Below are 24,430 nucleotides of genomic sequence, written 5' to 3'. Positions count from 1 at the left end.
CCCGCCCTGCCGCCCTGCCGCCCTGCCGCCCTGCCGCCCTGCCGCCCTCGCCCTCGCCCTCGCCCTCGCCCTCGCCCTCGCCCTCGCCCTCGCCCTCGCCCCGGAAAATCCTCTTATGTCGCCCGGCGGCATCTTGGGCCACACTCGGTCACGGCGTCGTCCATCGAGGCTCCCTGCATGCCTCCGCTCTAGTGATCGGCGTGTCTCCCGGCTTGGCCATCCGCGTGTCACTTGGCCTACCTCCCGCCTGGTGCACAGTGCTTCGCCGGCCCGGCGGCCGACCGCCTGCCAACAAAGCGACCGCCCGTTGCCGGCCTCGATGCCCGCGAGACCTCCGGCTTCCGCTCTTCCGCTCTTCCGCGGGCCTGATAGCGATCGCCGGCCACCTATTGCTGGCAGCGACAAGAGCTCTTCGCAAGTGCTGTCGAAAACCATTTCTTTTAGCGCCACTTCCGACCTGCTGGGGATTCTCGAGTTGGCATGATCCACTGTTGGCGTGGCGCATTCTTGGGGCGAGATAATTTTTGCATGCGGCACCAGCAGCTTTCATTTTTCTCCCGGCCGGCAACGGTTGCCATGCGGGATCGCACAAAGGCGCGTAATTGGTCGCCGGGGAACGATGAATTTCGCCGGGAGCACGCGCGTCATCGGAAGTGGGGGCTCGCCCGGAGGTACGGATGGAAGTCGTGCCGGGCCCACGGATGCTCCCGCGAATGCGGCGAGTTGGGCCTGCACGATTCGGTCGAGGCGGTCCCGCCGTTGATCTGGCCGGCCGAAGCGACGTTGACACAGCGCCCCTCGCCAAGCGGTGCAGTTGCGGCCACTCTTGACATGCCCTCCGCGGCGCCGCAGTCGGGCGTCGCCGATCGGGCGGCCAGCCCGGCAACAGCGGGACCAACGCTGCCGGCAAATTCCGCCACCCAGAACGTTTCGACGTTCCGCCCCGACTCGGCGCCGCGGGCAGAAGCCGCTGCTCGGACCACTACCGCAGCCCAGCCCAAGCCAACGCCGCCGGCCGCACCCACGCCACCACCCGAGCCCGCGCAGCCAGCCGAGCCCGCGCAGCCACCCGGGGCCGTGCCGCTGCCCGCGCCCACGCGGTTGCCTCAGCCGACGCAGGCTCCCGATCCCGCACCACCTTCCGAGCCAGCGCCACAGCCCGAGCCAGCGCCAGGGTTCGAGCCGGCGCACGCACCTGAGCCCATGCCAGGGCCCGAGCCGGCGGCGGCGCCACCACCTGCACCCGCACGGCTGCCCGGGGCCGGGCCGCCACCCGAGCCCGCGTCGCTAGTTGGTTCCATGCAGCTGACCCGGCCTGCGCCACCACGCGAACCCATGCCACCACCTCCATCCGCACGGTTGACCGGGCCCGCGCCGCCACCCGAGCCCGCGCAGCCACCCGAGCCCGGGTCGCCGCCCGCACCCAGGCCGCCGTCCGGGTCTGCGCCGCCAGTCCAGCCCGCGCGCCCACCTAGACCCGCACGGCTGACCCGGTCTGCGCCGCCTCCCGAGCCCATGCCGCCACCCGCACCCACACGGCTGACCGAGCACCCGCCACCCGGGCTCGCGCCGCTGCCTGGATCCATGCGGTCGCCCGAGCCGATGAGGCGAAAGAGGGCTACGCCGTCGTCGGAGCCCGCGCAGCTACCCAGGTCGGCGAGCCCGCACCAGCCCGCACGCCGGTCCAGGTTCTCGCCCACCGGGCAGGGCCCACGGACATGGGGGTCGGCGGACACGGGCGGGCCCACGGACATGGGGAGGACGGTGGGCTCGGGGAGGACGGTGGGCTCGGAGGGACCAGCCGACCTCGAAAGTTCGACGAATAGGGAAAAGCGGGTCGAGCGAAAGGCCACGAACGGGGAGGTGGGGCGGGGCCTCGGGTGGAGCGGGCGGGTGAGCGGGGCCGGCGGGTGGCATGCCACAACTGTGCGGGACGAATGTGGTCGACTACGGATTCCGGTAAACGGGCGGTGGCAGATCGCCGCCTATGTTCGCGCCGGAATGGTACTGACGAGGCGCTGAAGGGATGTGACTGGCGCTTGCGAATTGCTGGCACGATTACTGTCCATTGTATTCGGTGGCGGGCATTTATGGTGGATCGTGTTTTCGGGTGCCTGCGCGAGCTGTTGCCGGCGGGGTGTCGGAATGGAGGCGGCGCGGGTGGCCCTGCGCGACGTGAGTGGCTTGGTGAGGGAGCGCGGGTGCGGTGTGCGGATCCGCCGGCGGCGGAGACGGCGTACGGGATGGGTCCGAGCCCGAGGCGGGCGGTGCGGGGCGGACGGCAACGGGGGTGGGGGGTGATGATTGCCGGATGAGAATCGCGGTCCTCGCCGATGTGCACGGGAATCTGCCGGCGCTCGAGGCGGTGCTGGACGAGGTCGCCCGGGTCGGGGTGGATCGGATCGTTCTGCTCGGCGACATCGCCAACGGGCCGATGCCGGGGCAGACCCTGGATCGGCTGGCCGAGTTGGGCGACACCGCGGTGTGGGTGCACGGCAACGGCGAGCGGGAACTGGTCGCGGGCTTCGACGGGCAGGCGGTGCCGGGGCCGGCCGGCGAGGAGGCGGCGGCTTGTGCACAGCTGCTCGAACCGCGGCACCGTGCGCTGCTGGCCGATCTGCCGATGACCGTCAGCCTCGAGGTCGACGGGCTGGGGCCGGTGCTGTTCTGTCATGCGACGCCGCGCCGCGACGACGAGTTCGTCCTGGTCGACTCGCCGATCCAGCGCTGGGACGAGGCCCTCGCCGGGGTCACCGAGCAGATCGTGGTCTGCGGGCACACGCACATGCCGTTCGATCGACTGGTCAACCAGCGGCGCGTGATCAACCCCGGCAGCGTCGGCATGGCGTACGGTCCGGCGGGCGCCTACTGGGCGCTGCTGGACGACCATGTGCAGCTCAGGCGTACGCCGTACGATCCGGAAGCCGCCGCCAAGCGCATCGCCCGCAGCCGTTATCCCGACGCGGCCGGCTGGGCCGCGGAATATGTCTTGCACCCTTACGGCGATGGGGCAGCGCTGGAGGCGTTCACCGCGATCGCGATGAAAGGCTGAGCGCCCGGGGTGGGTCCGGTCGGCGGGGCTCGCGCACCGTCCCTTGAGGAACGAGTGGATCGGGATGACCGACGCCGAACTGGCTTTGCGATATCTGGCCGACTACGGATTCACGCCGATCGGAGTCCACCGACGGCGGTGGAAAGGGACACCTCCGGAGGAGATGTCCGGCGAGGACGTGGCCTTTCACACCGCGTACGACATCACCGCCGACGAGAGCCTGGACGCGGTGCGGCGCGTGCACACGGCGTTCGGCCTGCTCGACCTGACCGGCGCCGACCTGGTGCTGGTCCATCTTGACGCGTACGTCGTGGACAACGCCGACCCGGCCGTCGCCGCCGCCTTCTGGTCGGGTTTCCGCGACCGGATGGCGGTCCCGGACCCGCCTGGCCGGGCTGAGGACGCGCCGGCCGGCGCGTCCTCATCGTGTCGAGCATGAGGCACGGCGCCCGGGTTCGCCCTCGCGTTCGGCGTGGCGGTCGACGCCCGGCTGGCCCGGCAACTCACCGCGGACCTCCGGTGCTGACGTCCGTCGTCAGAGCCAGGTCACGGCCCGCCTCGACGTCGCTGAGCAGCGATTCCACCCGAGCCTTCGCCAGCGCGTAGGAGTCGGAGCCGAGCACCTGGTGCAGTGGCGACGCGCCGCTCGAGGCGACCGCGATGACGGCCGCCGCCACCTTGGCCGGGTCACCGAGCTGGGTGCCCGGCATCGCGAGATGTGCCGTGGTCATCTCCCGGATCGCGCGGTAACCGTCCACAGTCGACGCGGGCAGGCCGAGCGAGACCGGACGCAGGAAGTCGGTCCGCGTGTAACCGGGCTCGACCAGTGAAACCCTGATGCCGAACTCGGCGACCTCGGCCGCGAGGGACTCGGAGAGACCCTCCAGGGCGAACTTGGCGGCGCAGTACAGCCCCCACCCGGGGAACGCGGTCAGGCCGAGGATCGACGACACGTTGACGACATGTCCGCGCCGGGCCGACCGCATGCCGGGCAGCACCGCCCGCAGCACGTTCCAGACGCCGAGGATCTGCACCTCGAACATGCCCCGGACCTCGGCGCTGCTGGTCTCCTCGACCGCCCCGAGGAACCCGTAGCCGGCGTTGTTGACCACGACGTCGAGCCCGCCGAAACGGTCCGCGGTCGCGGTGATCGCGGCCGTGACGGCCCGCTCGTCGGTGAGGTCGAGCTCGATCGGCAGCAGCCGGCTGCGGTCGACGTCGGCGAGAGCGGCGGTGAGGCGTGCGGCGGAGCGCGAGGTGGCGGCGACATCGTGCCCCTGCGACAGCAGTTGCCGGACGAGTTCGAGGCCGAGGCCACGGGAGGTGCCGGTGACGAACCATGTGTTGGACATGGCTCCATGCTCGACGGCCCGGAGTTGGCCGGACACGGCTGAGCAGGCCCAGCCTTACCTGGGAACGGCGTGCCCACCCAGACCATGTGAACCGGGCAAGGGATGGTGCGACCATCAGGACATGGCAGCTTCGCGTACGGATCTGGGCGACTTCCTGCGCAGTTGCCGAGCCGGCCTGACGCCGGAGACCGTCGGACTCGACGACGGCGGCCCGGTGAAACGGCGGGTGCGCGGACTGCGGCGCGAGGAGGTCGCGCAGCTCGCCGGGGTCAGCGTCGACTACTACACCCGGCTGGAACAGGGCCGGCACTCGAGCCCGTCGGAGGCGGTGCTCGAAGCGCTGGCTCGCGTCTTCCGGCTCGAACCGGCGGCCCGCGCCCACCTGGCCGACCTCGCTCGCCCGGTACGGCACCGGACGGCACAACCACCGGCGCAGCGGGTACGCCCGGCCATGCAGCAGCTGATCGCCTCGATGACCGGGCATCCGGCCCTGATCCTGGGCCGGCGCACCGACGTGCTCGCCGCCAACGCGCCGGCCCGGGAGCTGTTCACCGACTGGACCAGGATGCCGCCGCGGGAACGCAACTACGCGCGGTGGATGTTCCTGGATCCGATGGCGGCCGAGCTCTTCGTCGACTGGCCCACGGTGGCGGCCGAGGTAGTCGGCACCTTGCGTCTCTACGCCGGGCGCCATCCCGACGACGTACGGCTGACCGAGCTGGTCGGTGAGCTGACCATCAAGAGCGCCGAGTTCTCCGCGTGGTGGAACGGACATCAGGTGCACGAGCGCACACATGGCGTCAAACGGGTGGCGCACCCCGCCGTGGGTCCGATGACGCTCCGGTACGAGACGCTGCCCCTGCCCGGCGACGCCGACCAGGTGCTGTTCATCTACCACACCGACCCGGGCAGCAGCTCGCACGACAACCTGGCCCTGCTGACGATGCTGCCCGGCGCAACCACCGCACCGCCCGGCGGTCGTGTCCAGCTGAACCCGTCCGCCCACCGGACCGAGCCGGGCAGGCCTTAGCAGGGAGCTTGAGAGGCCGGCGCCCGCCGAGCCTCGCTTCGAGCGGCTAGGCCGGGTTTCAGGCGATCCGGCGAAGGTCGCCGCCGTAGTCGAAGATGATCCGCATCCGGGCACCCAACGCCCGCGCGTACCGGCTCAGCGTCGCCACCTCGTTGGCATCAAGATCGCCGTTCTCGATCTGACTCACTCGCCCGGCCGACACGTTCATGAGCTCAGCCACCTACCGTCGAGTCAGTCCCAGCCGCTTTCGCTCCTCAGCCAGATGAAACTACAGCTCGAGCTGAACCCGAGGCGGCCGGTCCGGGCAGAGCTTTTCGACCTGTACGGATTCGCAGGCGAACCGCGTTGTGGGCCCCACCTTGCACATGCGAACCGCCCTGCCGTCGTACCGCTGGCCCGCTCACCGGAAATTGAAGCTCCAGGGACATACCGACGGTCCGATGGCGCCGGGCCGCCGGGGGACGCCGGCCGGGCAGTCAGGGGCGACCGGCAGCGCGGTAGCGGCGGAAGACGGTCCAGTAGAAGATGCCGATCATGATGCCGCCGCCGACGATGTTGCCGAGGGTGACCGGGGCCAGGTTGTGCAGGAGGAAATGGGACCAGGTGAGGTCGGCGAAGTCGCCCTTGCCGAGCCCGGCACCGCTCCAGAAGCCGGCCTCCGCGTTGTCCTTGATGAGCAGGCCCAGCGGGATCATGAACATGTTGGCCACCGAGTGCTCGAAGCCCGTGGAGACGAACAGGGCGACCGGCATGGTGACCGCCAGGATCTTGTCGGTGGTGGTACGGCCGGAGTACGCGGCCCACACCGCCAGGCACACCATGAGGTTGCACAGGATGCCGAGTGCGACCGCCTCCACGTACGTGTGCTGGACCTTCGTCAGCGCGCTGTGCAGCACCACCCCGCCCCAGGCGCCGTTGGCATTGCGCCACACGCCACCGAGGTAGACGAGCGCCACGATCGTCAGTGCGCCCACGAAGTTGGCGACGTAGACGACGGCCCAGTTCCGGACGAGTTGAGCCCAGGTGATGCGCCCGCTGGCCCGCGCCGTCAAGGTCAACGTGGAGGATGTGAACAGTTCCGCGCCGGTCAGCACGACCAGCACCAGACCGGTGGCGAAGACGAGGCCGCCGACCACCTTCGCCCCGCCCCACCACGCCAGGTTCGCCGCCCCGACCTGGCTGGTGACGTAGAAGACGAACCCCAGCGCGATGAAGGCACCACCGGTGAGCCCGAGCAGGAAGGACTTCAGGGGCTTGCTCGTGGCCTTGCTGTACGCGGCGTCCTCGGCCGTCTGAGCCATCTGCGCCGGACTGAGCATGAACGGCTCGGAGATCGTGGACATGGGCCAGATCGTAGGCAGGGACATGCCGGCTTCGGCACGGGCAGAAGGAACTATCGGGACAGGCCGATGGTCCTCACCCGGCCACGCCACTGCCGGCGCGGCAACGACCGACCGGCATGACCTTGGACTCGGTGCCGATTCGTCGTGCCGATGATCAAGGAGAGTGGTGATCTGGCTTTTCGATTTCGGCCGACGTGGATCGGCGGACCTACGATGGCCGGATGTTCGACGGTGAGTCAGCGGACGCGGCGTTGGAGCGGATCGACGCCTGGGAGCGGTCACTCGCCCGTCGTGCTGAGCAGGCGCAGGAGTTGGCCCGGCGGACCTCGGAGTTGACGGCCACCGCGCGTAGCCGTGACGGGCTGGTCGAGGTCACCGTCGACGCCGAGGGCCGGGTGACGTCCATCCATCTCGACGAGACCACGCGTCAGCAGTCGGCCGAGACCACGTCGAGTACGTTGATGGAGACCGTACGCGCGGCGAGTTCGTCGCTGTTCAAGCAGCTCCAAGAGGTCACGGCCGACACCGTCGGCGCCGATACGGAGACCGGCCGGATGCTGGTGGCCGGCTTGCGCAAGCGGCTCGGGGAGCCCTATGAGTGATCCCGCGGCCTTTGAGGTCAACTCCGCGTCGCTGGTGTCGCACGCCGGTGAGGTCGACGGGATCGGGGACGGTCTGGCGGCCGCGGCCCAAGCCGGGGAGACCGTGCTGACCAACACCGGAGCGTACGGTCAGTTGTGCCAGTTCATTCCGTCTCTGCTCAATGCCCTGCAGCAGGACATGGTCGGCGGCATGAACACGGCAGCCGACTCCGCCCACGAGACCGCGGACTCCCTCCGGTCGGTAGCCGCCGCCTACGACAATGCTGACGGCAACGCGGCTGACCGGCTCCGGAACGCGCGATGATGCCGGTCCGGCCGCCCCTGGTGGCGGTCGCCGCCCCGGGTGGGAAAACCGATCCCTGGGCCGGCGTATGGATCGCCGAAGACATCGCGACGATCCTGGCCGGGATCAAGAGCGGCAGTTGGATCGATACCACGCTGGGGACGGTCTCAGCCGGGCTGGACGCGTTGGCTTTCATCTCCGACCCGATCGGAGGCCTTCTTCAGTACGGCGTGGCGTGGATCCTCGAACACGTCAAACCGCTGTCCGAAGCGCTGGACTGGCTGGCCGGCGACCCGGGGCAGATCGCTGCGCACGCGCAGACCTGGCGTAACGTCGCCGGAGCGCTGAAGGATCGGTCCGCCGATCTGGATCGGGCAGTGCGCTGGGACACCGCGGAATGGCAGGGCTCCGCCGCGGATGCGTACCGGACCTGGACCGGTCAGCAGAAGGATGCCGTCGCCGCGCTGGCCGGGGCGGCGGAAACAATGGCGGCCGTGACCGAGTGCGCCGGCATGCTGGTCGCGGGCGTGCGGATGATGGTCCGCGACGCGATCGCCGTACTGGTGTCCCGGCTGATCACGTACGCGGCCGAGGAGGTTTTCAGCTTCGGCATCGCCACCCCGCTGGTCGTCGAACAGGTCAGCACCCTGTGCGCCTCATGGGGCGCGCGGATCGCGAAATGGCTGCGTGGCCTGGTCAGCAGCCTGACACGCCTCCGCGGCCTGACAAGCAAGCTGGGCGAGGCGATCGAGGCCATCAACAAAATGCTCACCCGCCTGCGCAAGAGCCGAGACGCCGGCCGAACCAACCCGTCCGGCAAACCCGGCCCGAACCGCAAACCCGGCGGGCGGCGGACGGACGCACACCCCACGAAGAAGAAGGACCTGCCGCTCCGACGCGAGAACGAGTCGGCCGACACTATCGCCCGCGAAGGCTTCGACATCGAGCAAAACCCGCCGCCGAAGCCGAACGGCAAGAACCCCGACTACAAGATCGAGGGCGAATACTTCGACAATTATGCGCCGAGCAGCAAAGATCTCGACAACATTCGCGATCAGATCAGTAAGAAGGTGAAGGGCGATCAGGCAGATCGGATCGTGCTCAACCTTGACGACTGCCCGCGGTCGATCGAGGAGATCCGCGGCGTACTGGAGCGAAAACCGATCGGCGACCTCAAGGAAATCCTGGTCGTGCGGGATGGCAAGGTAATTCCGTTCTACCCCTTCTCATAGTCTTATTCTCACGTCGCTCATCCCGGAGGACTTCGTGGCAATCGAGTACACGTACTACGGCGCCGCCGATCTTGATACCGACGATCTGCGGTCCACGGTTGCGGCGACGCTCGGTGCCGCACTCTCGCCGGATGGTTCGATGTTCCGGGACGGGTTGTGGGTGAACGCCTATCGGGTCGGGGCCGCCGACGTGGCGACAGCCCCCGGCCTGTTCGGATTCCAGCATCGGGTGACCATCACTTTTCGGTTCTCTTCGGTTCGACCCGATTTGGAGGAACACAATACGGCACTGATGGTCGGCGCTGTTCTTGCTCTCTCCGGCGCGGATGGAGTGCTGCTTTTCAACGGCGAGGAAGCCGTGCTGCAAGCTTCCGGCGGCGAGGTTGTTTTCTCAGCGTACTGGGAGGACTGGGACGAGCCCGAGGTCGCCGCACTGGTGAAGAATCACCGAGTTGCATCACTCGCCCAGCCGTTGCTCTGACCGCTGCGGCCGGGCGTGGCAATGATGTCGGCCTGGCGCGGGACAGGACCCAACTCGATAACCGCCCCGAGAGCGCCACCGTGACGTGGGGCTCCGGCATCGACGACATCACGGGTGCCGGCCTTACCACCCAGATTCCCGGCCGCCTTCGCCGTCTCCTTGCCCATCGGGCGGTGATGGATTCCCCACGTACGCCGATCTTCATCTTCCCCGGCCAGCATTACGCCGGCGTCATACACATCCGGGATATTCAAGAGCTTCTACGTCCGCGGCAGCCATCTCGACCCGCGCTGCCGCGAGTTCGTCGAGCGTGAACGACCCATGCTCGGCTTGCCGGTCGGATACGACTTTCCGTCCTACCGCCGCCGCAGCTCACTCTCCGCTGCACTGACCACGAGCCGCGACAGTGACACCCCGTCCTCCCGATCGGTCCGGGGCGGCTCAGTCGTCGAGCCGACGCAGCGACTCCTGGACACTGGGGACGCTCGGATGGTCGAGCGCCGTCAGCAGTTGTTCCGCTTCCGTCCACGCGACGCGCGCGGCGGCGGGCTGCCCGGCCGCCTGGTGGGATTCGCCGAGGTGCACCAGCAACTCGGCGACGAACAGATCGTGGTCCAGCCTTCGAGCCCGCGTGAGGCCGTGCTGATAGCAGTCGATGGCCTCGGTGAGGCGACCGAGATGGTGGTGCGCGTACCCCAAGCTGTCCCAGGCGCCGGTGGCGCCGTGCAGGTCGTCGTCCGCCTCGAAGATCTCCAGCGCCTGCCGGCAGTGCGTCAGAGTCTGTTCGAACTCGCCGAGCAGCGCGTGGTACCACCCGATCGCGTTCAGCGCCTCGGCCTGCCCGGTCCGGTCGTCGGTGCCGGCGTAGAGCGCCCAGGCCTGCCGGGCGTGCTCGAGCGCGGTCGCGGGCTGCTTCTGCTGGCCGTACAGGTAGGCCAGGTGGTGCCGGGTGCGGGCCTGGCCGATGCGGTCGCCCGCCTCGGTGAAGAGTTCCAGCGCGCGCCTCAGGTTGTCGTTCGCCTCGCCGTAGCGGCCGAGCCTGGTGACGGCCAGAGACAGATTGCGGTGCCCGTAGGCGCGGGCCGGCAGGTCGCCGAGGCGGCCCGCGCACTCGATGGCGATCTGCCAGGACTCGACCTGATCGTGCACGTGACCCTTCCGGGTGGAATGGGTGTCCATCGACCAGGCGAGTTGCCAGGCGAGCCGGTCGAGTCGCACCGCCGCGGCCTGGCGCAGGGCGGCCAGCAGGACGGCGTGGTGCTCGCCGTACCAGGCCATCGCGTCGGCAAGGTCCGTGAACCCCTCCGGGCACACGCCGGCCGCCGGCTGCCCCATGGGCAGGACGATGGGTTCGCGGGGCGGGTTGAGCAGGCGATCGGCCGCGTACGCGGTGTGCAGGTAGTGATCGAGGAGGCGGCCGGTAGCGGACCGGCGGACGTCCGCCGGATCGTCGCGGCGGGCGAGTTCGGCGGCGTACTCGCGCAGCAGGTCATGCTGGCTGTAGCGGCCCGGTGCGTACTCGGTCACGAGGCTCGCCCGAGTGAGCTCGCGCAGGGGCGGGCGAAGGTCCCGCTTCACCGAGCCGGAGAGGCTGGTCAACGCGGGAACGTCGAACTGGGGGCCGACGACGAGCCCGAGCAGCCGGAACAATCTCGCGGCGGATTCGCTCAGGGCAGCGTACGACCAGGAGAGCACCGCCCGGACATCACCGGCCGGATCGCCGACGTCCAACGCGGTCAGCCGGTCACTGGCCTCGCTGAGCTCGGCGGCGAGCGCGGTCAGCGGAAAGTTCGTCTGCCGGGTCCGGGCCACCGCGATGCTCAACGCCAGCGGCAGCCGGGCGCAGGCCGTGATGACCTGGTCGAGTGCGTCGCGCTGGGCGACGACCCCCGGTCCGAGCCGGTTCGTCAGCAGTTCCTCGGCCTCCCCCCGGGAAAGCAGACCCAGAGGTACGGCGGACGCCCCGTCGGACAGCAGACCGATCAGTTGTGCCCGGCTGGTCACCACGACGACAACGGTGGCGGTGCCCGGCAGCAACGGCCGGACCTGCTCGACGTCGCGGGCGTTGTCCAGCACCAGCAGCAGCCGCCGGCCGGCTACCACACTGCGGTACAGGGCGGCCTGCGCGTCGAGGGTGGCCGGCACCCGCTCGGGGGCGACGTCCAGCCCGTCGAGCAGGCTGCGGAGTGCCTCCTGCGGGGAGACGACCTGTCCGGTGGGGTCGAAGCCGCGCAGGCTCACGAAGATCTGACCGTCCGGGAAGTGGGACCGCACCGAATGCGCCCAGTGCACGGCAAGGGCGCTCTTGCCCACCCCGGCGGTGCCGGACACCACCGCGACCGCCATCGCGGTCTCCGCCAGTAGATCGTCGAGGGCGCGCAGGGCCGAGGCGCGGCCGGCGAAACCGGGAACATCCGCCGGCAGCTGGGCCGGCACGACGGCAGTGAGCGGTGCTTCGGCCGCCACCTCGACGGTGTCCCGCTGCACCACCGGTTCGCCGCGCAGAATGGCCTGGTGCAGGGCCTGGAGTGTCGCGCTCGGATCGGCACCCAACTCGTCGGCGAGCCGGCGGCGGAACGTGGCGTAATAGGCCAGCGCGTCGGCGGGCCGGGCAGCGGCGGCATAGGCCCGGATCACGACCTCGGCCAGCGGCTCGGTCAGCGGGTGATCAAGGGCGAGTTCGGCCAGCGGCCGGATCACCACGAGCGGGTTGCCGGCCCGCAACTCGGCGAGCCCCCACGCCATCGTGGCGGCGAGGTGCTGCTCCCCGTACGCGTGCCGGGTCCGTTCCACCCAGCTTCCCTTCAGCCCGCCGAGCGGCTCGGCCCGCCACAGTTCCCGGGCCGTGCGGAGCAGCGTCAGCGCGGTGGCCGGGTCGGCGTCACGGGCGCGCCGGACCTGGTCGGCGAACCGGTGGGCGTCGACTCGGTCGGGCGCCAGGTCGAGGAGGTAGCCGCCGGAACGGCGCAGCAGGCGGGCCGGTGGCGTGCCCGCGGCGGAGGCCAGCAGCCGACGCAGGTGGGTGATGTGCACCTGCAGAATCCGGGCCGCTGCCGGTGGCGGCTCGTCCCACACCCGGGCGGCAAGAGCGTCGATGGGGACCGGGCGACCCGCATCGACCGCCAGGGCCGCCAGCGTGTGCCGTCGCTGCGGCGGACCGAGCTCGACCGGCTTGCCGTCCGCCCATGTCTCCACCGGACCCAGCAGGCGGACCTCCACCGCAGCCTCCCGTTCTCGAACGTCTCGAAAGCTGCGACGCGCCGCCACTCGCCCGCCGACCAGCCTCACATCCGCTGGCCTCAACGACAACAGTTCATTAACAGCGCTGAGTCACCCTTGGTGCCACACGATCGAACCGGCCGGCGGAAAGGCCGGAACCGGGGACGGACCGGGCCACAAAAACGGGGGTGGCTCGGTCCTGTTCACGGTTCCGCAGCGGTCCCGAGTGCCCACCCTATGGGGCCGTCGCCACCTTCGACGGCAAGAACTTCGGCGGGTACGACGGACCGCACCTCGGGCCCCGGCGGTCCTCCGGATCACTCCGAGATCGACCGGCGCAGGGGAAGCCGGCTCGGGGAAGTCGCTGAGGTTGAAGGTGACGATGACGTCGGCTCATCCGGCCGAGCCGCCGATCGACCCGGTCCGGTGGTAGCCCACGCTCGATGAGGTTGCGACGCAGTTCGGCTCAGCCGGATACAAGACCGGGAACCCGCGTTTCTGGAGCACTTAGTACTTAAGCTGTTGACCGCGATGGGTCATGGGGGCAAGGCCGGCGCAGCTGAGCACCTCGGCCGGACCGGCGACCAAGGATTGGATGGTGTCATCCGGCAAGATGTGCTTGGTCTGGATCGTGTGTATGGGCCAGCCAATCGGTATGGCAGCGGACATTCTGTAGGTCGACTGAATAGCCAAGCTTTTGTGGGAGCGTTGCACGGAGCACAAGCGGACCGTGGCGTCTTCATCACGACGGCCCGTTTCACTACTGAGGCGAGGGACTGCGTCGAACGAGTCCCGGCTCTTCTTGTTCTCCTCGATGGCGCCCGCCTTACCGAGCTGACGGTCTTGCACAACGTGGGAGCCCAGGAGGGGCGGACGTTCATTCTGAAACGAGTCGACGAAGACTTTTTCGAGTAGTCAGGCAGTCGGACTCGACGCGTACGCAGGATTCCGGATCTTTCCAACCCCACCGGCTCCGGCAGCCCGCCCGCATCGGCCGAGAACGGTACTGGCAGCCTCGCGTATGCATGTGGTGCGAGTGATTGGTCCGTTTTGGTTGCCGGTGACCGCCCGTCATCAAGCTGGGGGTGCCGGGGTCGGTGGTGATGGCGGTCTGTCCGAGTGCCTCCGGCAGCTGATCGTCTTCGGCCCTCACAAGGGAGTGTTGGCCCCGGGCCTCTATGAGCGGCAGCCGGACGAGGCTGTGGCAATCGCTCGACAGGGCACGGCACTCGGCGGCAAGAAAGGCCGGCTGTCAGGACTTCCACTTGCCGTACTGAGTTCGGATGATCTCCACCAGCTTGGGATCGACCTCCCGCACGGCCTCCGCCGCCTCAGGAAAGTCGACCGCCTCGAGCAGGGTGGTGTTGAACGCGTAGTCGACCGAGAGACGATCCGGCCCCGAGTAGCTCAGGACCGAACGGCAGAACTGGCAGAAACGTCTGAGCTGGTCAGGTTCGAGCGGAAACTCACCAAGCCGGTCGATGACGATCGGAAAGACAGCGTGGACGAGGTATTCGAACGCCGAGATCTCATCCGGCACCCGATCCTGGTCGATCGCCCTTTCCAGCTCGCTAATGATCAGCCCCGCAGCAGCTTGCCTGGTCTCTGGGAAAAACTTCCACACCAGGGCACCGAAAGCCCCGAGGATCTGCTCGTCGGCCGCGTCCGTCACCAAACATTCCTCCCTTACGTCTGTCCCTGAGTTCCGGGCACCACGTAGATGTCTCCGTTGTTGTTGCGGGGTGTACTGGTTCCCCGCGGCATCGCTGCCCACCGGCCCGGCGCATATCGGGTTACCCATGGCGCAGGCGATCCCAGTCAGGGCTTCGGCTTGATTACCGAACGTGAAGGCCTTGCCGAACTCATGAGCGAGCATGACGTCACCGGCGATGCTGAGCATCGAGGCGACGCCAGCAAGCCTGGGACCGCCCAGACCGAGCCGGATCTCCGCGATCCCGCGCTGCGCTGCAGCGGCAGCGGACTTGATCACGAGAGTGTGGGGTGAAGCCGGTTTCCGTCGCCCGCACCACCAGATCGACGTCCGGCATCACCTCGGAGTACTTGGCCGAGCTCTTGTCGACAGTCGGCTTCGGCAGCGTCCCCGGCCACGACAGAGTGACGGTCTGGCCGGCACGGGTCAGGGTCACCAGCGGGCCGGAACCGTCGCCGGAGAACGCCACATCGGCGACCGAGACCGCCGTCCGCAACCGGCCGTCCGCGCCGCGGCTCAGGTTGAGATCGACGTCGGCCCACCCGGAACCACGCCGCGCCCGCTGCGGCACGACCGCCGACTCGAACCGCAAATGCCCGTCCGGTTGAGCGACAACCTGCGAGAACTCGGTCCTCGACGACTCGGCAGTCACCGGCTGAACGTAGCTGACAGCCAGTTTGACGGCGGCTACCTCACCACCGCCACATCACCGCATGCCGCAGCCGATACGTCCGCGAGAGCCGGCACCAAAAGCCCGCCAACGACCAAGCTCGCCGCCAAGAAGGCAGAATCCTGCGCCACATATCGACCAAACCTGACCAGGATCGGGCCACGGATCAGTTCGGTCAGGGCCGCTGACGAGGCTCGACACGGCCACCGGACTACCCCACGGGACAGAGCTGACTCCCTGGCCCTCCACGTCTCCGGTAAGGCGTTTCGCATACCACCAGAGGTGGTCTCTCGTTTAACCCGGCCAGGCTTATCGTGGGGCGGACGGGACTCGAACCCGTGACCGATCGAGTCACGGCGAGCCGGTTGGATCTGGTCGCATACGAGGTCAGATGGCCTGCGGGAGTCCGGTTCGGTTCGATGCGGGCGGCTCGGTTGCTGTACTTCACTGCTGTACAGCAGCCTCGTCACGGCGCCTCACGTCGGAGGCTATGCAGACGATTCCGTCTGATGGCCTCCAGCTAGCTCATCCAGTAACGTCAGGCTATGTGACGACTACGCCGTTCTGGTCATGGCCAGGCTGGGGTGCAGTTGAGGCTCTGGGAACGCTCGGGGCAGCGATAATCGCTCTAACGGTCTACCTGAGTGAGGTTTCACGACGTCGACGAGCCGATAAGAACGCTACCCGACTATGGGCCGCAAACGAAAATAACAATCTCATTCTATACCTTACGAATGACTCGCGCGCTCCGATCGTAGACTCAGTTTTTACCGTTATGTATCAGCAAAGAACCTGGCCAGCGTTCTTTGGGGGAATCAATTGGTCGGCGGTCGGCTGGGTTGCAAGAGGTCCTCGCATTGTCCATCCGTCGCAAACTGTGCGCCTGGCCTTAAATTGGATCCAATGGACAACCTCGCAAGATCGGCAATACGAGTTGCCAATGCCGACTCGTGTCCAGCTTTCATTTGAAGCCAGTGCGGAAAAAAGATTCGCTGCCTACAGCAGGCTTAAAAAGCGGCCGAGGCATGTTGAGGTACGAGGTACAGAGCAATTGGAGATACGTCCCGGTGAATCTCATAGCCAGGCCACGGAACCTACATGGCCGCCATCGGCCACCGGATCTACATCCGTCCCTGAGCAGGCGCGACCGGCTTATGGCCGGAACGCTTCTGACGCTTGAGCTAAGACCACTCATGATCTTTTCCGATCGGGGGCTGTCGTCACCCACTCATTCGCCAAGCCCTCCGGACGTAAGGACGCTGCGCTCAGCCCACCGCTGCTGCCGCGAAGTTCACAAGGACAGAGGCGCCGACATTCAGCGCCGCAGTGACACGTACCTTGATGGCTTTGTTCATGCGCAGCTCCTCTCCCCCGCTGAGCCAATTGAGGATGCAGGTAAGGCAGTACGCGACGAACATGCACAGCAGGAAAGTAGACCCACCCAGGGGTGGGCTCAACGCAGCGTTTCTCCTCGACAAGAATAGCCGTCTACGTCAAGGCAGTGTTGACAGCGATGGCGGGGAGTCACGAGTCGGTGATGGGTGCGGCGGCGTGCGCCTACGTGCGGGCAGGCCACCGGCCTGCCGCTTGACCCCTGACCGCTCAGGGTCGCAGAGGCTCCGCCGGCCAGGGCGGCCGGTTTGTGGCCGTCGCTTGCGACGCGAAGCGCCCTTGACGGTGGAGGGGCGGCCCGGACACCATGCGCGCCGCCGCGCACGGCACCGACGGCCGCGAGCCGCTCTACGGCCCGGCGCGGGCAGCTCGACCGCGACGCCCAGGGCCGTACCGGTCGGCCGCCGGCCTTCTTCCTCACTCAAACCGTAGTGCTCTGTCGTCGCTGCGGCCCGACTCCGCTGTTGCACGCCAGCCGACGGGCTGCCTGCGTGGCCGGTCCAAGCGCCAGCGGCGGCACGGGCACGCGCCCAGTCGGCGGCGTGAGCGGCCCGTTTCGGGCCGCCTTGGATCACGATCAGGGATGCCCGGCGTACCTGCGGCAGTCTGCTCGCCGACCTCGACGTACACCCCAGGGTGGCGATGCAGATCCTGCGGCACGCACGCTTCTCCGTGACCATGGAGATCTACACGGTGGTCTCGTCTAAGAAGACCCGGGCTGCACTCAAGCAACTGGGCGAGTCGGTGGCATGACTGCTGCTGCTGTACTTTGCTGCTGTACCGGGCATCTCCGGGTGCCCGGCCGCAGCGTTCTACCTGGTCAGAGTGGGGCGGACGGGACTCGAACCCGTGACCGATCGATTATGAGTCGACTGCTCTAACCCGCTGAGCTACCGCCCCTTACCGGGCGCGATCCTAACCCGCCGATCTGGGTGCAAGCTACCGATCTACGCCGGTACCCGCGCTCCCAGCCAAGCCAGCACCGCGCCGGCGGTTCGCCAGCCTCCGGCGAGGGCGCCCTGGGTCGACGGGCTGTCCCGGTGGTCGCCCGCCACGAACAGGCCGTCTCCCAGGGCCACCGGCTTGCGGAGGTTCGCCTGGGCGCCGCGGGCCGACGGGAGGGCCTGCGGGATGCTCACGACGTCCAGGAGTTCCCACGGCTCGGCCGAGACTCCGTACAACCGCGACAATTCGACTCGAATCACTGTCTCCGAGGCGGCTGAGGGGGCGGAGACTCCCACCACGGAGGCGGCGATCAGGGACTTGCCGGTCGGGGCGTACTCGGGGGCCGCGTTGCTCATCACCACCGTGTTGGCGATGATCTCGCGCCGGTCCCCGTCCAGCACCAGGGTCGGCTCGTCGAGCGGGGCCTTGTCGGCCCCGAAGTAGAACGTGGTCAAGCCGTGCATGTCCGGCTTCGGCAGCATCGGGAGCAGCTCCGATGCCGTCGACGGGTCGGTCGCCACCACCACCGCCTTGCAGTGGATCTCGCCACCTTCGGTGACGACGATGCCCGGACCGACCGAGAGGGTACGGGCTCCGATCAACAGCTGGGGGTACGGCAGTGGCCCGGCCACCGCCGCCGGCAGCGCTGCCATCCCGGCCGCCGGTACGCCGATCCGCCCACGGGTGAACGACCGCAGGAACATCGTGAAGACGTGACTCGACGTGTCCAGCGAACGGTCGGCGAAGACGCCGGACAGGAACGGGCGCAGCACTTCCTCGATCATCCGGTGCGACAGGCCGGCCTTGCGAAGCAGCTCCTGCGTCGTCATCTCGCGCGCGTTGAGCAGCACCGCCGGCGGCGCCGTGGCGCATTTGGCGGCCAGCGCCGCGAACTTCAGCCGGTCGGCCAGCGTGCCGACGCCGGAGGTGAGGCTGGCCGCCGCGCCGAGTGGCTGGTTCACCGGGTTGACCAGGCGGTGCAGGTCGTTACCGCGACGCACGAGCACGCCGGAGGTGAAGAAGCGCAGGTCGAGCGCGTTGACGTCGATCAGGGCGGGGATCCGCGGGTACGCCGTGTTGATCACCTGGAAGCCCCGGTCCAGGTGCCAGCCGTCGACGATGTCGGTCGTGACGCGCCCGCCGATCCGGTCGGAGCCCTCGACGAGCAACCACTCGACGCCGGCCCGGTCCAGCCGGCGGGCAGCGGCGAGTCCGGCGAGTCCGCCGCCGACGATGACGACGTCCACCTCCACGTGCTGCGACACGGCCACCTCACTCGGGGACGAAACAGGCAACCCACAGCCTAACTGCGTCATCCCAGGAACACAGCCGTTTCGCCCACCCACCGAGGGCCCCGGGGCGCGGGCCTGCCGGCGCGGCGCCGGGCGACGGCGTCAGGAACGAAGGGCCCGCAGACCGGTACGCAGTTCGCCGACCAGGAGGTCGGGCTGTTCGAAGGCCGCGAAGTGCCCGCCCTTGTCGGCCTCGCCGTAGTGGATGAGGTTGCGGTAGGTGTTCTCGATCCAGCTTCGGGGCAGGCGCGGGATGTCCCGGGGGAAGACGGTCACCGCGACCGGAAGTGTCAGCTCGGGACCGACGAAACTGCTCGACCTGTTCTCCCAGTAGATCCGGCCGGCGGACGCCGCGCTGTTGGTGAACCAGTAGAGGGATATCGCGTCGAGCATGTCGTCGACGCTCAGGGCGTACTCGGCAAGCCCTTGATTGTCGGTTTTGGACTGGAACTTCTCGTAGATCCAGGCCGCTTGCCCGGCCGGCGAATCGGCCAGGGCGAATCCGACGGTCTCCGGTTTCGTGGCTTGCAGGTGATTCGACCCACCGAGTTCGCCGGTGTAGAGGGCGAGGGAGTCCACGGCATGCCGCTCCTCGGGCGACAAGGTGTCGGGCATCCGGGCGGGAAAGGCGAACTGGCTGTTCAGATGAATGCCGAGCAGGCCCGCGGGCTGCATGACCCCGAGGGCGGTGGTGACGGCGGCACCCCAGTCGCCGCCCTGGGCCGCCCATCGCGAATAGCCGAGACGCTTCATCAGTTCGGCCCAAGCTGCCGCGATGCGCGTGGTCGTCCAGCCGGTTTCCCTCGGCTTCCCGGAGAATCCGAAACCCGGCAGCGACGGGATGACGACGTCGAACGAATCGGCGGCGTCCGCGCCGTAGGCCACCGGATCGGTGAGCGGGCCGATCAGCTTCAGGAACTCGACGATCGAGCCCGGCCATCCGTGCGTGAGGATCAGCGGCATCGCGCCGGGATTCCTCGACCGGACGTGGAGGAAATGGATGTCCAGGCCGTCGATCTCGGTGAGGAATTGCGGAAACCGGTTGAGCTCGGTCTCGAAACGCCGCCAGTCGTATCGGTTTTCCCAATGGTCGACGAGCGCTTCGGCGTTCGCCCGGCGAACCCCCTGGGACCAGTCGCCCACCGTCTCCGCATCCGGCCAGCGGGTTCTCGCCAGGCGCTGCCTCAGGTCGCCGAGCTCCGACTCGGGAATCGAGACGGTGAACGGGCGGACGAGAGTCGGGGTCGTGGTGGTCATTGCGTTCTCCTTTGTCGGTACGGCGCCGCGCAACTTTCGTTGCACACCCATGTGCACCCTAGGTCACTGCACACCGGTGTGCAGTGTGATTCGTTGCACATGTCTGTGCAACGATGGTGCCGTGCCCGCCGAGTCCGCGCGTACGCGCTCGATGAACGAGACCCGCGATCGCCTCCTTGACGTCGCCCTCGACGTGCTGGGCCGCGATCCCGACGCGGGAATGGGCGAGATCGCCGCCGCCGCCGGGGTCGTCCGCCGTACGGTCTACGGCCACTTCCCCTCCCGCCTCGACCTGCTCCGGACCCTGATGGAGCGGGCCGTCGCCGAGATGACGGCCGTGCTGACCGAGGTCGACGCCACCGGCGCGCAGGCCGACGAGGCGTGGGTCGCCTTCGTCGCCCGGGTCTGGCCGGTGGCGCACCGTTACCGGGTGCTGCTGGCGCTCCGGCGAGGCGAGTACGGCGAGACGATCCACGGCCTGCTCGGCCCGGTCGACAAGCTCCTCGCCGACCTGATCCGGCGGGGCCAGGACAGCGGCGTGTTCGCCAAGCACCTGCCGCCCGCGATCCTGAGCCAGGTCGCGTACGGTGCCGTGTTCGCCATCGCCGACAGCGACCTGCCGGACGGGTCCCCCGGCGCCCGCGCGGCGACCATGACGAGCCTGCTGCTGCTGGGCGTTCCCGAGAAACGCGCCCTGGCCCTCGTGGGCGACCGGCCGTGATCGGCACCGGTGCATGACCGGTTCAACCCCCGGTGCGGGGTAAAGCCAGAACCTCCCTGGCCGCCACCGGACGTGACACCGTCTGAAGCAGCACGAGGTGCGGCCTCGGCATCGGCGGGCGGACGAAGCCCACCGACATCACCCCGGCCACGTTCGGCCGCGAAATTCCGGAGGCTTGATATGCGTACGGCGAAACTGGGCGACCTCGGCGTGGCCCGCATCGGACTCGGCGCCATGGGGATGTCCCACGGCTACAGCGGCGCCGGCAGTGACGACGCCGAGTCGATCCGCACCATCCACCGCGCCATCGACCTGGGCGTCACCCTCATCGACACGGCCGAGGTCTACGGCCCGTACGTCAACGAGGAGCTCGTCGGCCGGGCGCTGGCCGGCCGCCGCGACGAGGTGGTGCTGGCCACGAAGTTCGGTCTGGTCTCGCACACCGGCCGCGGCCCCGGCCGGGCGGACAGCAGCCCGGACAGCATCCGGATCGCGGTCGACGGTTCGCTGAAGCGGCTCGGCACCGACCACATCGACCTGTACTACCAGCACCGGGTCGACCCGGACACGCCGATCGAGGACACCATGGGCGTCCTCGCCGACCTGGTGCGGCAGGGCAAGATCCGGCACATCGGCCTGTCCGAGGCGTGGGCCGGCACCATCCGCCGCGCCCACGCGGTGCACCCGGTCACCGCGCTGCAGTCGGAGTACTCGCTGTGGACCCGCGATCAGGAGGAGCTGCTTCCGGTGCTGCGCGAGCTGGGCATCGGCCTGGTCGCGTACTCCCCGCTCGGCCGCGGTTTCCTGACCGGCGCCCTGCGCACCCCGGCCGACGTGGAGAAGCTGGACGACAGCGACTTCCGCAAGGGGCACCCGCGCTTCACGGGCGAGAACTTCCAGCGCAACCTGCGGCTCGCCGACCAGGTGCAGGAGATCGCCGGCCAGCTCGGCGCCACCCCCGCCCAGGTGGCCCTGGCCTGGCTGCTGAGCAAGGGCGGCGACATCGTGCCGATCCCCGGCACCAAGCGCGTCAGCCGCGTCGAGGAGAACATCGCCGCCGACACCGTCGAGCTCACCCCGGCGCAGATCGAGACCCTGGACGCGATGGAACCGGCGGAGGGTGGTCACCACACCGATGCCCAGATGCAGATGATCGAACGCTGACCGGCCGCACCGGAGTCATCGGTGCGCGCGGATCGAGGGAGGCAAGCCTCGGACTTGAGGAGAGCTCCCCGAATAGGACTCGAACCTATAACCTGCCGGTTAACAGCCGGCTGCTCTGCCAATTGAGCTATCGGGGATCGTGCAGCGCCGCCCGCCGTGCTCGGTGCCGGAGAACAGAGTACATGACCGTGGAGACCGCGCGCGAACGGGTTACCCGAGCGGGTCGTCGGGGCGAAAGTGGTGGGTGAGGAGTACGGAACGGGCAGGATGGGTAAACCACCCCGGTAGGACGCGAAGGCGTTCCCAAACGGAAGGAGCCGCCACCATGCGCGGAAAGATGTTGTTCCTCACCGGCCTCGCGGCGGGCTTCGTCCTCGGCAGCCGTGCCGGTCGGGAGAAGTACGAGGAGATTCGGCAGAACGCCAAGAAGCTCTGGGAGAGCCCGTCGGTGCAGGAGGCCGCAGGGGTCGCTCAGGCGCAGGCCACCAAGCTTTACAGCGAGGGCAAGGACAAGCTGCAGACGTCCAAGCTCGGCGAGAAGCTGCACGTGGCGGGTGAGTCCGAGACCGACTCGCTGACTTCCTCGAACAGCAAGGCGATCTAAGGCGACAGCGTTGGTGGGACGGCCGCTCCGCGAGGGCGGCCGTCTTGCTGTGCGGCCCGGAACGCGTCGTGCACGTGGCGGGGCAGGCGACCGCGCGGGGCGACCAGGTGGCCGTGGGCCCGCGCCCAGGCCCGGATGGTCGCGGAGGTTACCGCTGTCCGGGCGGGGCCGTCCGGTTGCACGTGGGCGGCCAGTTTTTCGAACAATTTCGGGGTGACCACCCGGGTGCCGGCCCGCTGCGCCGCCATCCCCTTCGGCGATCGTGGTCGTGGGTGGCCGCTGACCAGCACCGCGGTGCCGGCCGAGACGCTGTTGACGACCCGCAGCCCGGCCAGTTGGGCGGCCAGTTCAAGCCGGGAACGCCGGTAGGGCTCACCGCCGGTGAAGGCCACCGCCTGCCCGGCGCGCAGCGGTTCCCCGTACGGCCAATCGGGTGGCAACGGCCGGAAGCCACGGCCGTACGCGTCGATCAGTTCCCCGTCCGCCTCGGCCAGCAGCGCCTTGACGCCGCCGGGCGGGACGCCGAGCAGTTCGGCGACCGTGACCAGTTCGTTCCGGACCGCCCCGGCGGCCACCCCGCCCGCCACCGCCGCCCGGGCGAGAGCCGGCACCAGCCCGCGGTGCAGACGATCCGGGCGCTCGACCCCGATCGCCCGCGCGTGCTCGACCAGCCCGGCGACCGCCGATCGGCCGAGCCCGCCCTCTTCGACGGCCTGCGCCACGAGCTCGAGGTAGCCGCCCTCGGCCGGGGTGGCGCCGGGCCCGAGGATGTCGTCGAGCGGCAGGTTGCCGAGCAGCGCCGCCAGCACCCCGCAGGGCACCGGTTCGGCCGGCCGGGCCGGTGGGGTGTCCGCCGGCCGGAGGTACGCCCGGAGCAGCCCCGCCGTGGCACGGGCGTCCCCGAGGGCCCCGGCCGTCGCGTCGTAGGCGACCCCGGCCGCCGCGCAGCAGTCCCGCAACCGCCGCCGGACCAGATGCGGCTGGTGCGCCGGACTGGCCTCGCACGTGCAGAGAACCGGCATCTCCAGCCAGGCGCGACCGCCCACGAACCGCCGCCAGAACGCCACGTGATGCCCGGCGAGCGTGCGCCCGGCGAGGCGGTCCGCCGGCGGCGCGGCGAATTCCTCCTCCACCGAGCCGTACGTGTCGGTGAATACCACAGCCATGTCGGTCATTCGATCGTCGGCCACGGACCAGCCCGTGGTGCGGACACCCAATACCGCGAATCCGAGCTCCACCGCTTCAGCCCTTCTGTGAAGGACGCCGATGGTGGCGGAAAGCGGAGGTCGACGACATCGACCGGTCATCCGGCAGGGCTTGACCCATCGGGGTGATCGGGCAGCCGTTCGTCCCCTTTCGGGTCCGGCGTCACCGTCGGCTCGCGGGCCCGCACCACCCCGGCCAGTGAACGAAGCCGCGACCTCCACCGAACAGGCAGGAAAACTCGCAGTAACGCCCGACCCGGGGATGTGCGATCCTGACGCGAAATTCGCCGACTGGGGGTGCGATGGCGCGGAGCATGGTGCTTGTGTGCGGACCGGATCCACATGATGTGGCGGGGCTCTATCACCTCGGGCCGGAACTCGAGAACGACGGCCGGGTGCGCGTGTTCGAGGGCCGTGCGCCCGACGGCCTGCGCGTAGCCGTGCGCGTCGGCGAACCGGGCGGCGGCCGGCCGGCGCGCCAGTTCCGCAGCCCGCCACCCTGGTCGCCGGGTCACGAACCGGCCGGTGACCTGGTGACCGTCCAGGTCTTCGCATGGGTGGACGACCTTGCCCGGGTGGTGCACGGGGAGGACACGCGGCCGGCGACGGCGATGCGGGCGCAGCCGCCGGCCGCGGACCCCGACCGCGACCCGGTGTTCCGCGAGATGACGATCGCCGCCGCCCGCAACGCCGCCCGCCCACCGGCCCGGGTCGGCTGGGTGGTGCGCCCGAACCGAACCGTCCGGAATCCCGACTAGCGGGTCGCGGCCCGCGCGCTCGGCCGGCCGAGCGCGCGGGCTCAAGCGTTGGCCCCACTGACAGCGCCGTCCTGCTGGGTGGTGCCGCCCTGCTGGGTGGTGCCGCCCTGCTAGCTG

General features: G+C 69.1%; 21 protein-coding genes, 2 tRNA genes and 1 pseudogene. 13 read left to right on the top strand and 11 right to left on the bottom strand.

The window, feature by feature from the left end:
- Positions 1 to 2,311: 2,311 nt before the first annotated feature.
- Positions 2,312 to 3,052, top strand: coding sequence for a metallophosphoesterase family protein (locus Afe05nite_RS33125; protein WP_203821219.1), 741 nt, complete (start codon positions 2,312 to 2,314; stop codon positions 3,050 to 3,052).
- A 64-nt stretch (positions 3,053 to 3,116) separates the two neighbouring features.
- Positions 3,117 to 3,491 (top strand): hypothetical protein, encoded by a 375-nt coding sequence (locus tag Afe05nite_RS33120; RefSeq protein WP_203821218.1) that lies wholly within the window; start codon positions 3,117 to 3,119, stop codon positions 3,489 to 3,491.
- A 64-nt stretch (positions 3,492 to 3,555) separates the two neighbouring features.
- Here Afe05nite_RS33120 and Afe05nite_RS33115 read toward each other — a convergent pair whose 3' ends face one another.
- On the bottom strand, positions 3,556 to 4,404 hold the full coding sequence (locus Afe05nite_RS33115) for an SDR family NAD(P)-dependent oxidoreductase (RefSeq protein ID WP_203821217.1): 849 nt from the start codon (positions 4,402 to 4,404) through the stop codon (positions 3,556 to 3,558).
- Positions 4,405 to 4,525: 121 nt separating this feature from the next.
- Here Afe05nite_RS33115 and Afe05nite_RS33110 point away from each other — a divergent pair, with 121 nt between their 5' ends.
- Positions 4,526 to 5,434: a helix-turn-helix transcriptional regulator gene (locus Afe05nite_RS33110; RefSeq protein WP_203821216.1), complete on the top strand. Its 909-nt coding sequence runs from the start codon at positions 4,526 to 4,528 to the stop codon at positions 5,432 to 5,434.
- A 58-nt stretch (positions 5,435 to 5,492) separates the two neighbouring features.
- Here the strand turns inward: Afe05nite_RS33110 and Afe05nite_RS33105 are convergent, their stop codons facing one another.
- Both Afe05nite_RS33105 and focA read right to left on the bottom strand, forming a co-directional pair.
- Positions 5,493 to 5,654: a helix-turn-helix domain-containing protein gene (locus tag Afe05nite_RS33105; protein ID WP_239118379.1), complete on the bottom strand. Its 162-nt coding sequence runs from the start codon at positions 5,652 to 5,654 to the stop codon at positions 5,493 to 5,495.
- A gap of 256 nt (positions 5,655 to 5,910) precedes the next feature.
- Positions 5,911 to 6,777 carry a formate transporter FocA gene (gene focA / locus Afe05nite_RS33100; protein WP_203821215.1) on the bottom strand — a complete coding sequence of 289 codons (867 nt, stop codon included), beginning with the start codon at positions 6,775 to 6,777 and terminating at the stop codon, positions 5,911 to 5,913.
- A gap of 221 nt (positions 6,778 to 6,998) precedes the next feature.
- Here focA and Afe05nite_RS33095 point away from each other — a divergent pair, with 221 nt between their 5' ends.
- From Afe05nite_RS33095 to Afe05nite_RS33080, 4 genes are read left to right on the top strand one after another with little or no spacing between them, the layout of a single operon-like run.
- Positions 6,999 to 7,379: a YbaB/EbfC family nucleoid-associated protein gene (locus Afe05nite_RS33095; protein ID WP_203821214.1), complete on the top strand. Its 381-nt coding sequence runs from the start codon at positions 6,999 to 7,001 to the stop codon at positions 7,377 to 7,379.
- Positions 7,372 to 7,683, top strand: a complete 312-nt coding sequence (locus Afe05nite_RS33090; RefSeq protein WP_203821213.1) for a type VII secretion target — start codon at positions 7,372 to 7,374, stop codon at positions 7,681 to 7,683. The genes Afe05nite_RS33095 and Afe05nite_RS33090 overlap by 8 nt, the downstream gene beginning before the upstream one ends.
- Positions 7,680 to 8,894 (top strand): CdiA C-terminal domain-containing protein, encoded by a 1,215-nt coding sequence (locus tag Afe05nite_RS33085; protein WP_239118378.1) that lies wholly within the window; start codon positions 7,680 to 7,682, stop codon positions 8,892 to 8,894. The genes Afe05nite_RS33090 and Afe05nite_RS33085 overlap by 4 nt, the downstream gene beginning before the upstream one ends.
- Positions 8,895 to 8,928: 34 nt before the next feature.
- Complete coding sequence (locus Afe05nite_RS33080; RefSeq protein WP_203821212.1) at positions 8,929 to 9,375, top strand: SitI3 family protein; 447 nt, start codon at positions 8,929 to 8,931, stop codon at positions 9,373 to 9,375.
- A gap of 441 nt (positions 9,376 to 9,816) precedes the next feature.
- Here the strand turns inward: Afe05nite_RS33080 and Afe05nite_RS33075 are convergent, their stop codons facing one another.
- Positions 9,817 to 12,594: an AfsR/SARP family transcriptional regulator gene (locus Afe05nite_RS33075; RefSeq protein WP_203821211.1), complete on the bottom strand. Its 2,778-nt coding sequence runs from the start codon at positions 12,592 to 12,594 to the stop codon at positions 9,817 to 9,819.
- 474 nt (positions 12,595 to 13,068) lie between these two features.
- Here Afe05nite_RS33075 and Afe05nite_RS45005 point away from each other — a divergent pair, with 474 nt between their 5' ends.
- Entirely contained in the window at positions 13,069 to 13,509 is a 441-nt protein-coding gene (locus Afe05nite_RS45005) for a restriction endonuclease (protein ID WP_369077031.1), read from the top strand.
- Positions 13,510 to 13,846: 337 nt separating this feature from the next.
- Here the strand turns inward: Afe05nite_RS45005 and Afe05nite_RS33065 are convergent, their stop codons facing one another.
- Both Afe05nite_RS33065 and Afe05nite_RS33060 read right to left on the bottom strand, forming a co-directional pair.
- A complete protein-coding gene (locus Afe05nite_RS33065; protein WP_203821209.1) occupies positions 13,847 to 14,584 on the bottom strand; it encodes a hypothetical protein in 738 nt (245 codons plus the stop codon).
- 1,656 nt (positions 14,585 to 16,240) lie between these two features.
- Complete coding sequence (locus tag Afe05nite_RS33060) at positions 16,241 to 16,393, bottom strand: hypothetical protein (RefSeq protein WP_203821208.1); 153 nt, start codon at positions 16,391 to 16,393, stop codon at positions 16,241 to 16,243.
- 544 nt (positions 16,394 to 16,937) lie between these two features.
- Between Afe05nite_RS33060 and Afe05nite_RS44165 the strand changes: the two are divergent.
- Positions 16,938 to 17,120, top strand: a pseudogene (locus Afe05nite_RS44165) (site-specific integrase); the annotation flags it as partial.
- 73 nt (positions 17,121 to 17,193) lie between these two features.
- Here Afe05nite_RS44165 and Afe05nite_RS33055 read toward each other — a convergent pair.
- The 3 genes from Afe05nite_RS33055 to Afe05nite_RS33045 all read right to left on the bottom strand — a co-directional run bounded on the left by Afe05nite_RS33055 (position 17,194) and on the right by Afe05nite_RS33045 (position 19,861).
- Positions 17,194 to 17,267: transfer RNA gene (locus Afe05nite_RS33055), tRNA-Ile, on the bottom strand.
- Positions 17,268 to 17,314: 47 nt separating this feature from the next.
- A complete protein-coding gene (locus Afe05nite_RS33050; RefSeq protein ID WP_239118377.1) occupies positions 17,315 to 18,577 on the bottom strand; it encodes an NAD(P)/FAD-dependent oxidoreductase in 1,263 nt (420 codons plus the stop codon).
- Positions 18,578 to 18,706: 129 nt separating this feature from the next.
- Entirely contained in the window at positions 18,707 to 19,861 is a 1,155-nt protein-coding gene (locus Afe05nite_RS33045; protein WP_203821206.1) for an epoxide hydrolase family protein, read from the bottom strand.
- Positions 19,862 to 19,982: 121 nt separating this feature from the next.
- Between Afe05nite_RS33045 and Afe05nite_RS33040 the strand changes: the two genes are divergently transcribed.
- Together Afe05nite_RS33040 and Afe05nite_RS33035 are read left to right on the top strand one after the other, a co-directional pair.
- Positions 19,983 to 20,582, top strand: coding sequence for a TetR/AcrR family transcriptional regulator (locus Afe05nite_RS33040; RefSeq protein WP_203821205.1), 600 nt, complete (start codon positions 19,983 to 19,985; stop codon positions 20,580 to 20,582).
- 180 nt (positions 20,583 to 20,762) lie between these two features.
- Positions 20,763 to 21,746, top strand: a complete 984-nt coding sequence (locus Afe05nite_RS33035; RefSeq protein ID WP_203821204.1) for an aldo/keto reductase — start codon at positions 20,763 to 20,765, stop codon at positions 21,744 to 21,746.
- A 64-nt stretch (positions 21,747 to 21,810) separates the two neighbouring features.
- Here Afe05nite_RS33035 and Afe05nite_RS33030 read toward each other — a convergent pair.
- Positions 21,811 to 21,883: transfer RNA gene (locus Afe05nite_RS33030), tRNA-Asn, on the bottom strand.
- Positions 21,884 to 22,071: 188 nt separating this feature from the next.
- On the opposite strand from Afe05nite_RS33030, the gene Afe05nite_RS33025 reads away from it, so the two are divergent.
- Positions 22,072 to 22,350 carry a hypothetical protein gene (locus tag Afe05nite_RS33025; RefSeq protein WP_203821203.1) on the top strand — a complete coding sequence of 93 codons (279 nt, stop codon included), beginning with the start codon at positions 22,072 to 22,074 and terminating at the stop codon, positions 22,348 to 22,350.
- Here the strand turns inward: Afe05nite_RS33025 and Afe05nite_RS33020 are convergent.
- The gene (locus Afe05nite_RS33020) at positions 22,347 to 23,516 is read right to left on the bottom strand and encodes an Lsr2 family DNA-binding protein (protein WP_203821202.1); all 1,170 of its coding nucleotides are present in this window, start codon (positions 23,514 to 23,516) and stop codon (positions 22,347 to 22,349) included. The genes Afe05nite_RS33025 and Afe05nite_RS33020 overlap by 4 nt on opposite strands.
- Positions 23,517 to 23,902: 386 nt before the next feature.
- Between Afe05nite_RS33020 and Afe05nite_RS33015 the strand changes: the two genes are divergently transcribed.
- Positions 23,903 to 24,313, top strand: a complete 411-nt coding sequence (locus Afe05nite_RS33015) for a hypothetical protein (protein ID WP_203821201.1) — start codon at positions 23,903 to 23,905, stop codon at positions 24,311 to 24,313.
- Positions 24,314 to 24,430: the final 117 nt, after the last annotated feature.

Origin of the sequence: Paractinoplanes ferrugineus, from assembly GCF_016862195.1 — a bacterium.
GTDB lineage: Bacteria > Actinomycetota > Actinomycetes > Mycobacteriales > Micromonosporaceae > Actinoplanes > Actinoplanes ferrugineus.
The sequence above is the reverse complement of the archived record's forward strand: the minus strand, read 5'-3'. Positions and strand labels throughout refer to the sequence as shown.

Coding starts and splice junctions, on each gene's coding strand:
- Afe05nite_RS33085 (WP_239118378.1), top strand. CDS start 7,680: ATGATGCCGGTCCGGCCGCCCCTGGTGGCGGTCGCCGCCCCGGGTGGG.
- Afe05nite_RS33110 (WP_203821216.1), top strand. CDS start 4,526: ATGGCAGCTTCGCGTACGGATCTGGGCGACTTCCTGCGCAGTTGCCGA.
- Afe05nite_RS33115 (WP_203821217.1), bottom strand. CDS start 4,404: ATGTCCAACACATGGTTCGTCACCGGCACCTCCCGTGGCCTCGGCCTC.
- Afe05nite_RS33045 (WP_203821206.1), bottom strand. CDS start 19,861: ATGACCACCACGACCCCGACTCTCGTCCGCCCGTTCACCGTCTCGATT.
- Afe05nite_RS33035 (WP_203821204.1), top strand. CDS start 20,763: ATGCGTACGGCGAAACTGGGCGACCTCGGCGTGGCCCGCATCGGACTC.
- Afe05nite_RS33120 (WP_203821218.1), top strand. CDS start 3,117: ATGACCGACGCCGAACTGGCTTTGCGATATCTGGCCGACTACGGATTC.
- Afe05nite_RS33095 (WP_203821214.1), top strand. CDS start 6,999: ATGTTCGACGGTGAGTCAGCGGACGCGGCGTTGGAGCGGATCGACGCC.
- Afe05nite_RS33020 (WP_203821202.1), bottom strand. CDS start 23,516: ATGGCTGTGGTATTCACCGACACGTACGGCTCGGTGGAGGAGGAATTC.
- Afe05nite_RS33090 (WP_203821213.1), top strand. CDS start 7,372: ATGAGTGATCCCGCGGCCTTTGAGGTCAACTCCGCGTCGCTGGTGTCG.
- focA (WP_203821215.1), bottom strand. CDS start 6,777: ATGTCCACGATCTCCGAGCCGTTCATGCTCAGTCCGGCGCAGATGGCT.
- Afe05nite_RS33025 (WP_203821203.1), top strand. CDS start 22,072: ATGCGCGGAAAGATGTTGTTCCTCACCGGCCTCGCGGCGGGCTTCGTC.
- Afe05nite_RS33060 (WP_203821208.1), bottom strand. CDS start 16,393: ATGTTCGTCGCGTACTGCCTTACCTGCATCCTCAATTGGCTCAGCGGG.
- Afe05nite_RS33125 (WP_203821219.1), top strand. CDS start 2,312: ATGAGAATCGCGGTCCTCGCCGATGTGCACGGGAATCTGCCGGCGCTC.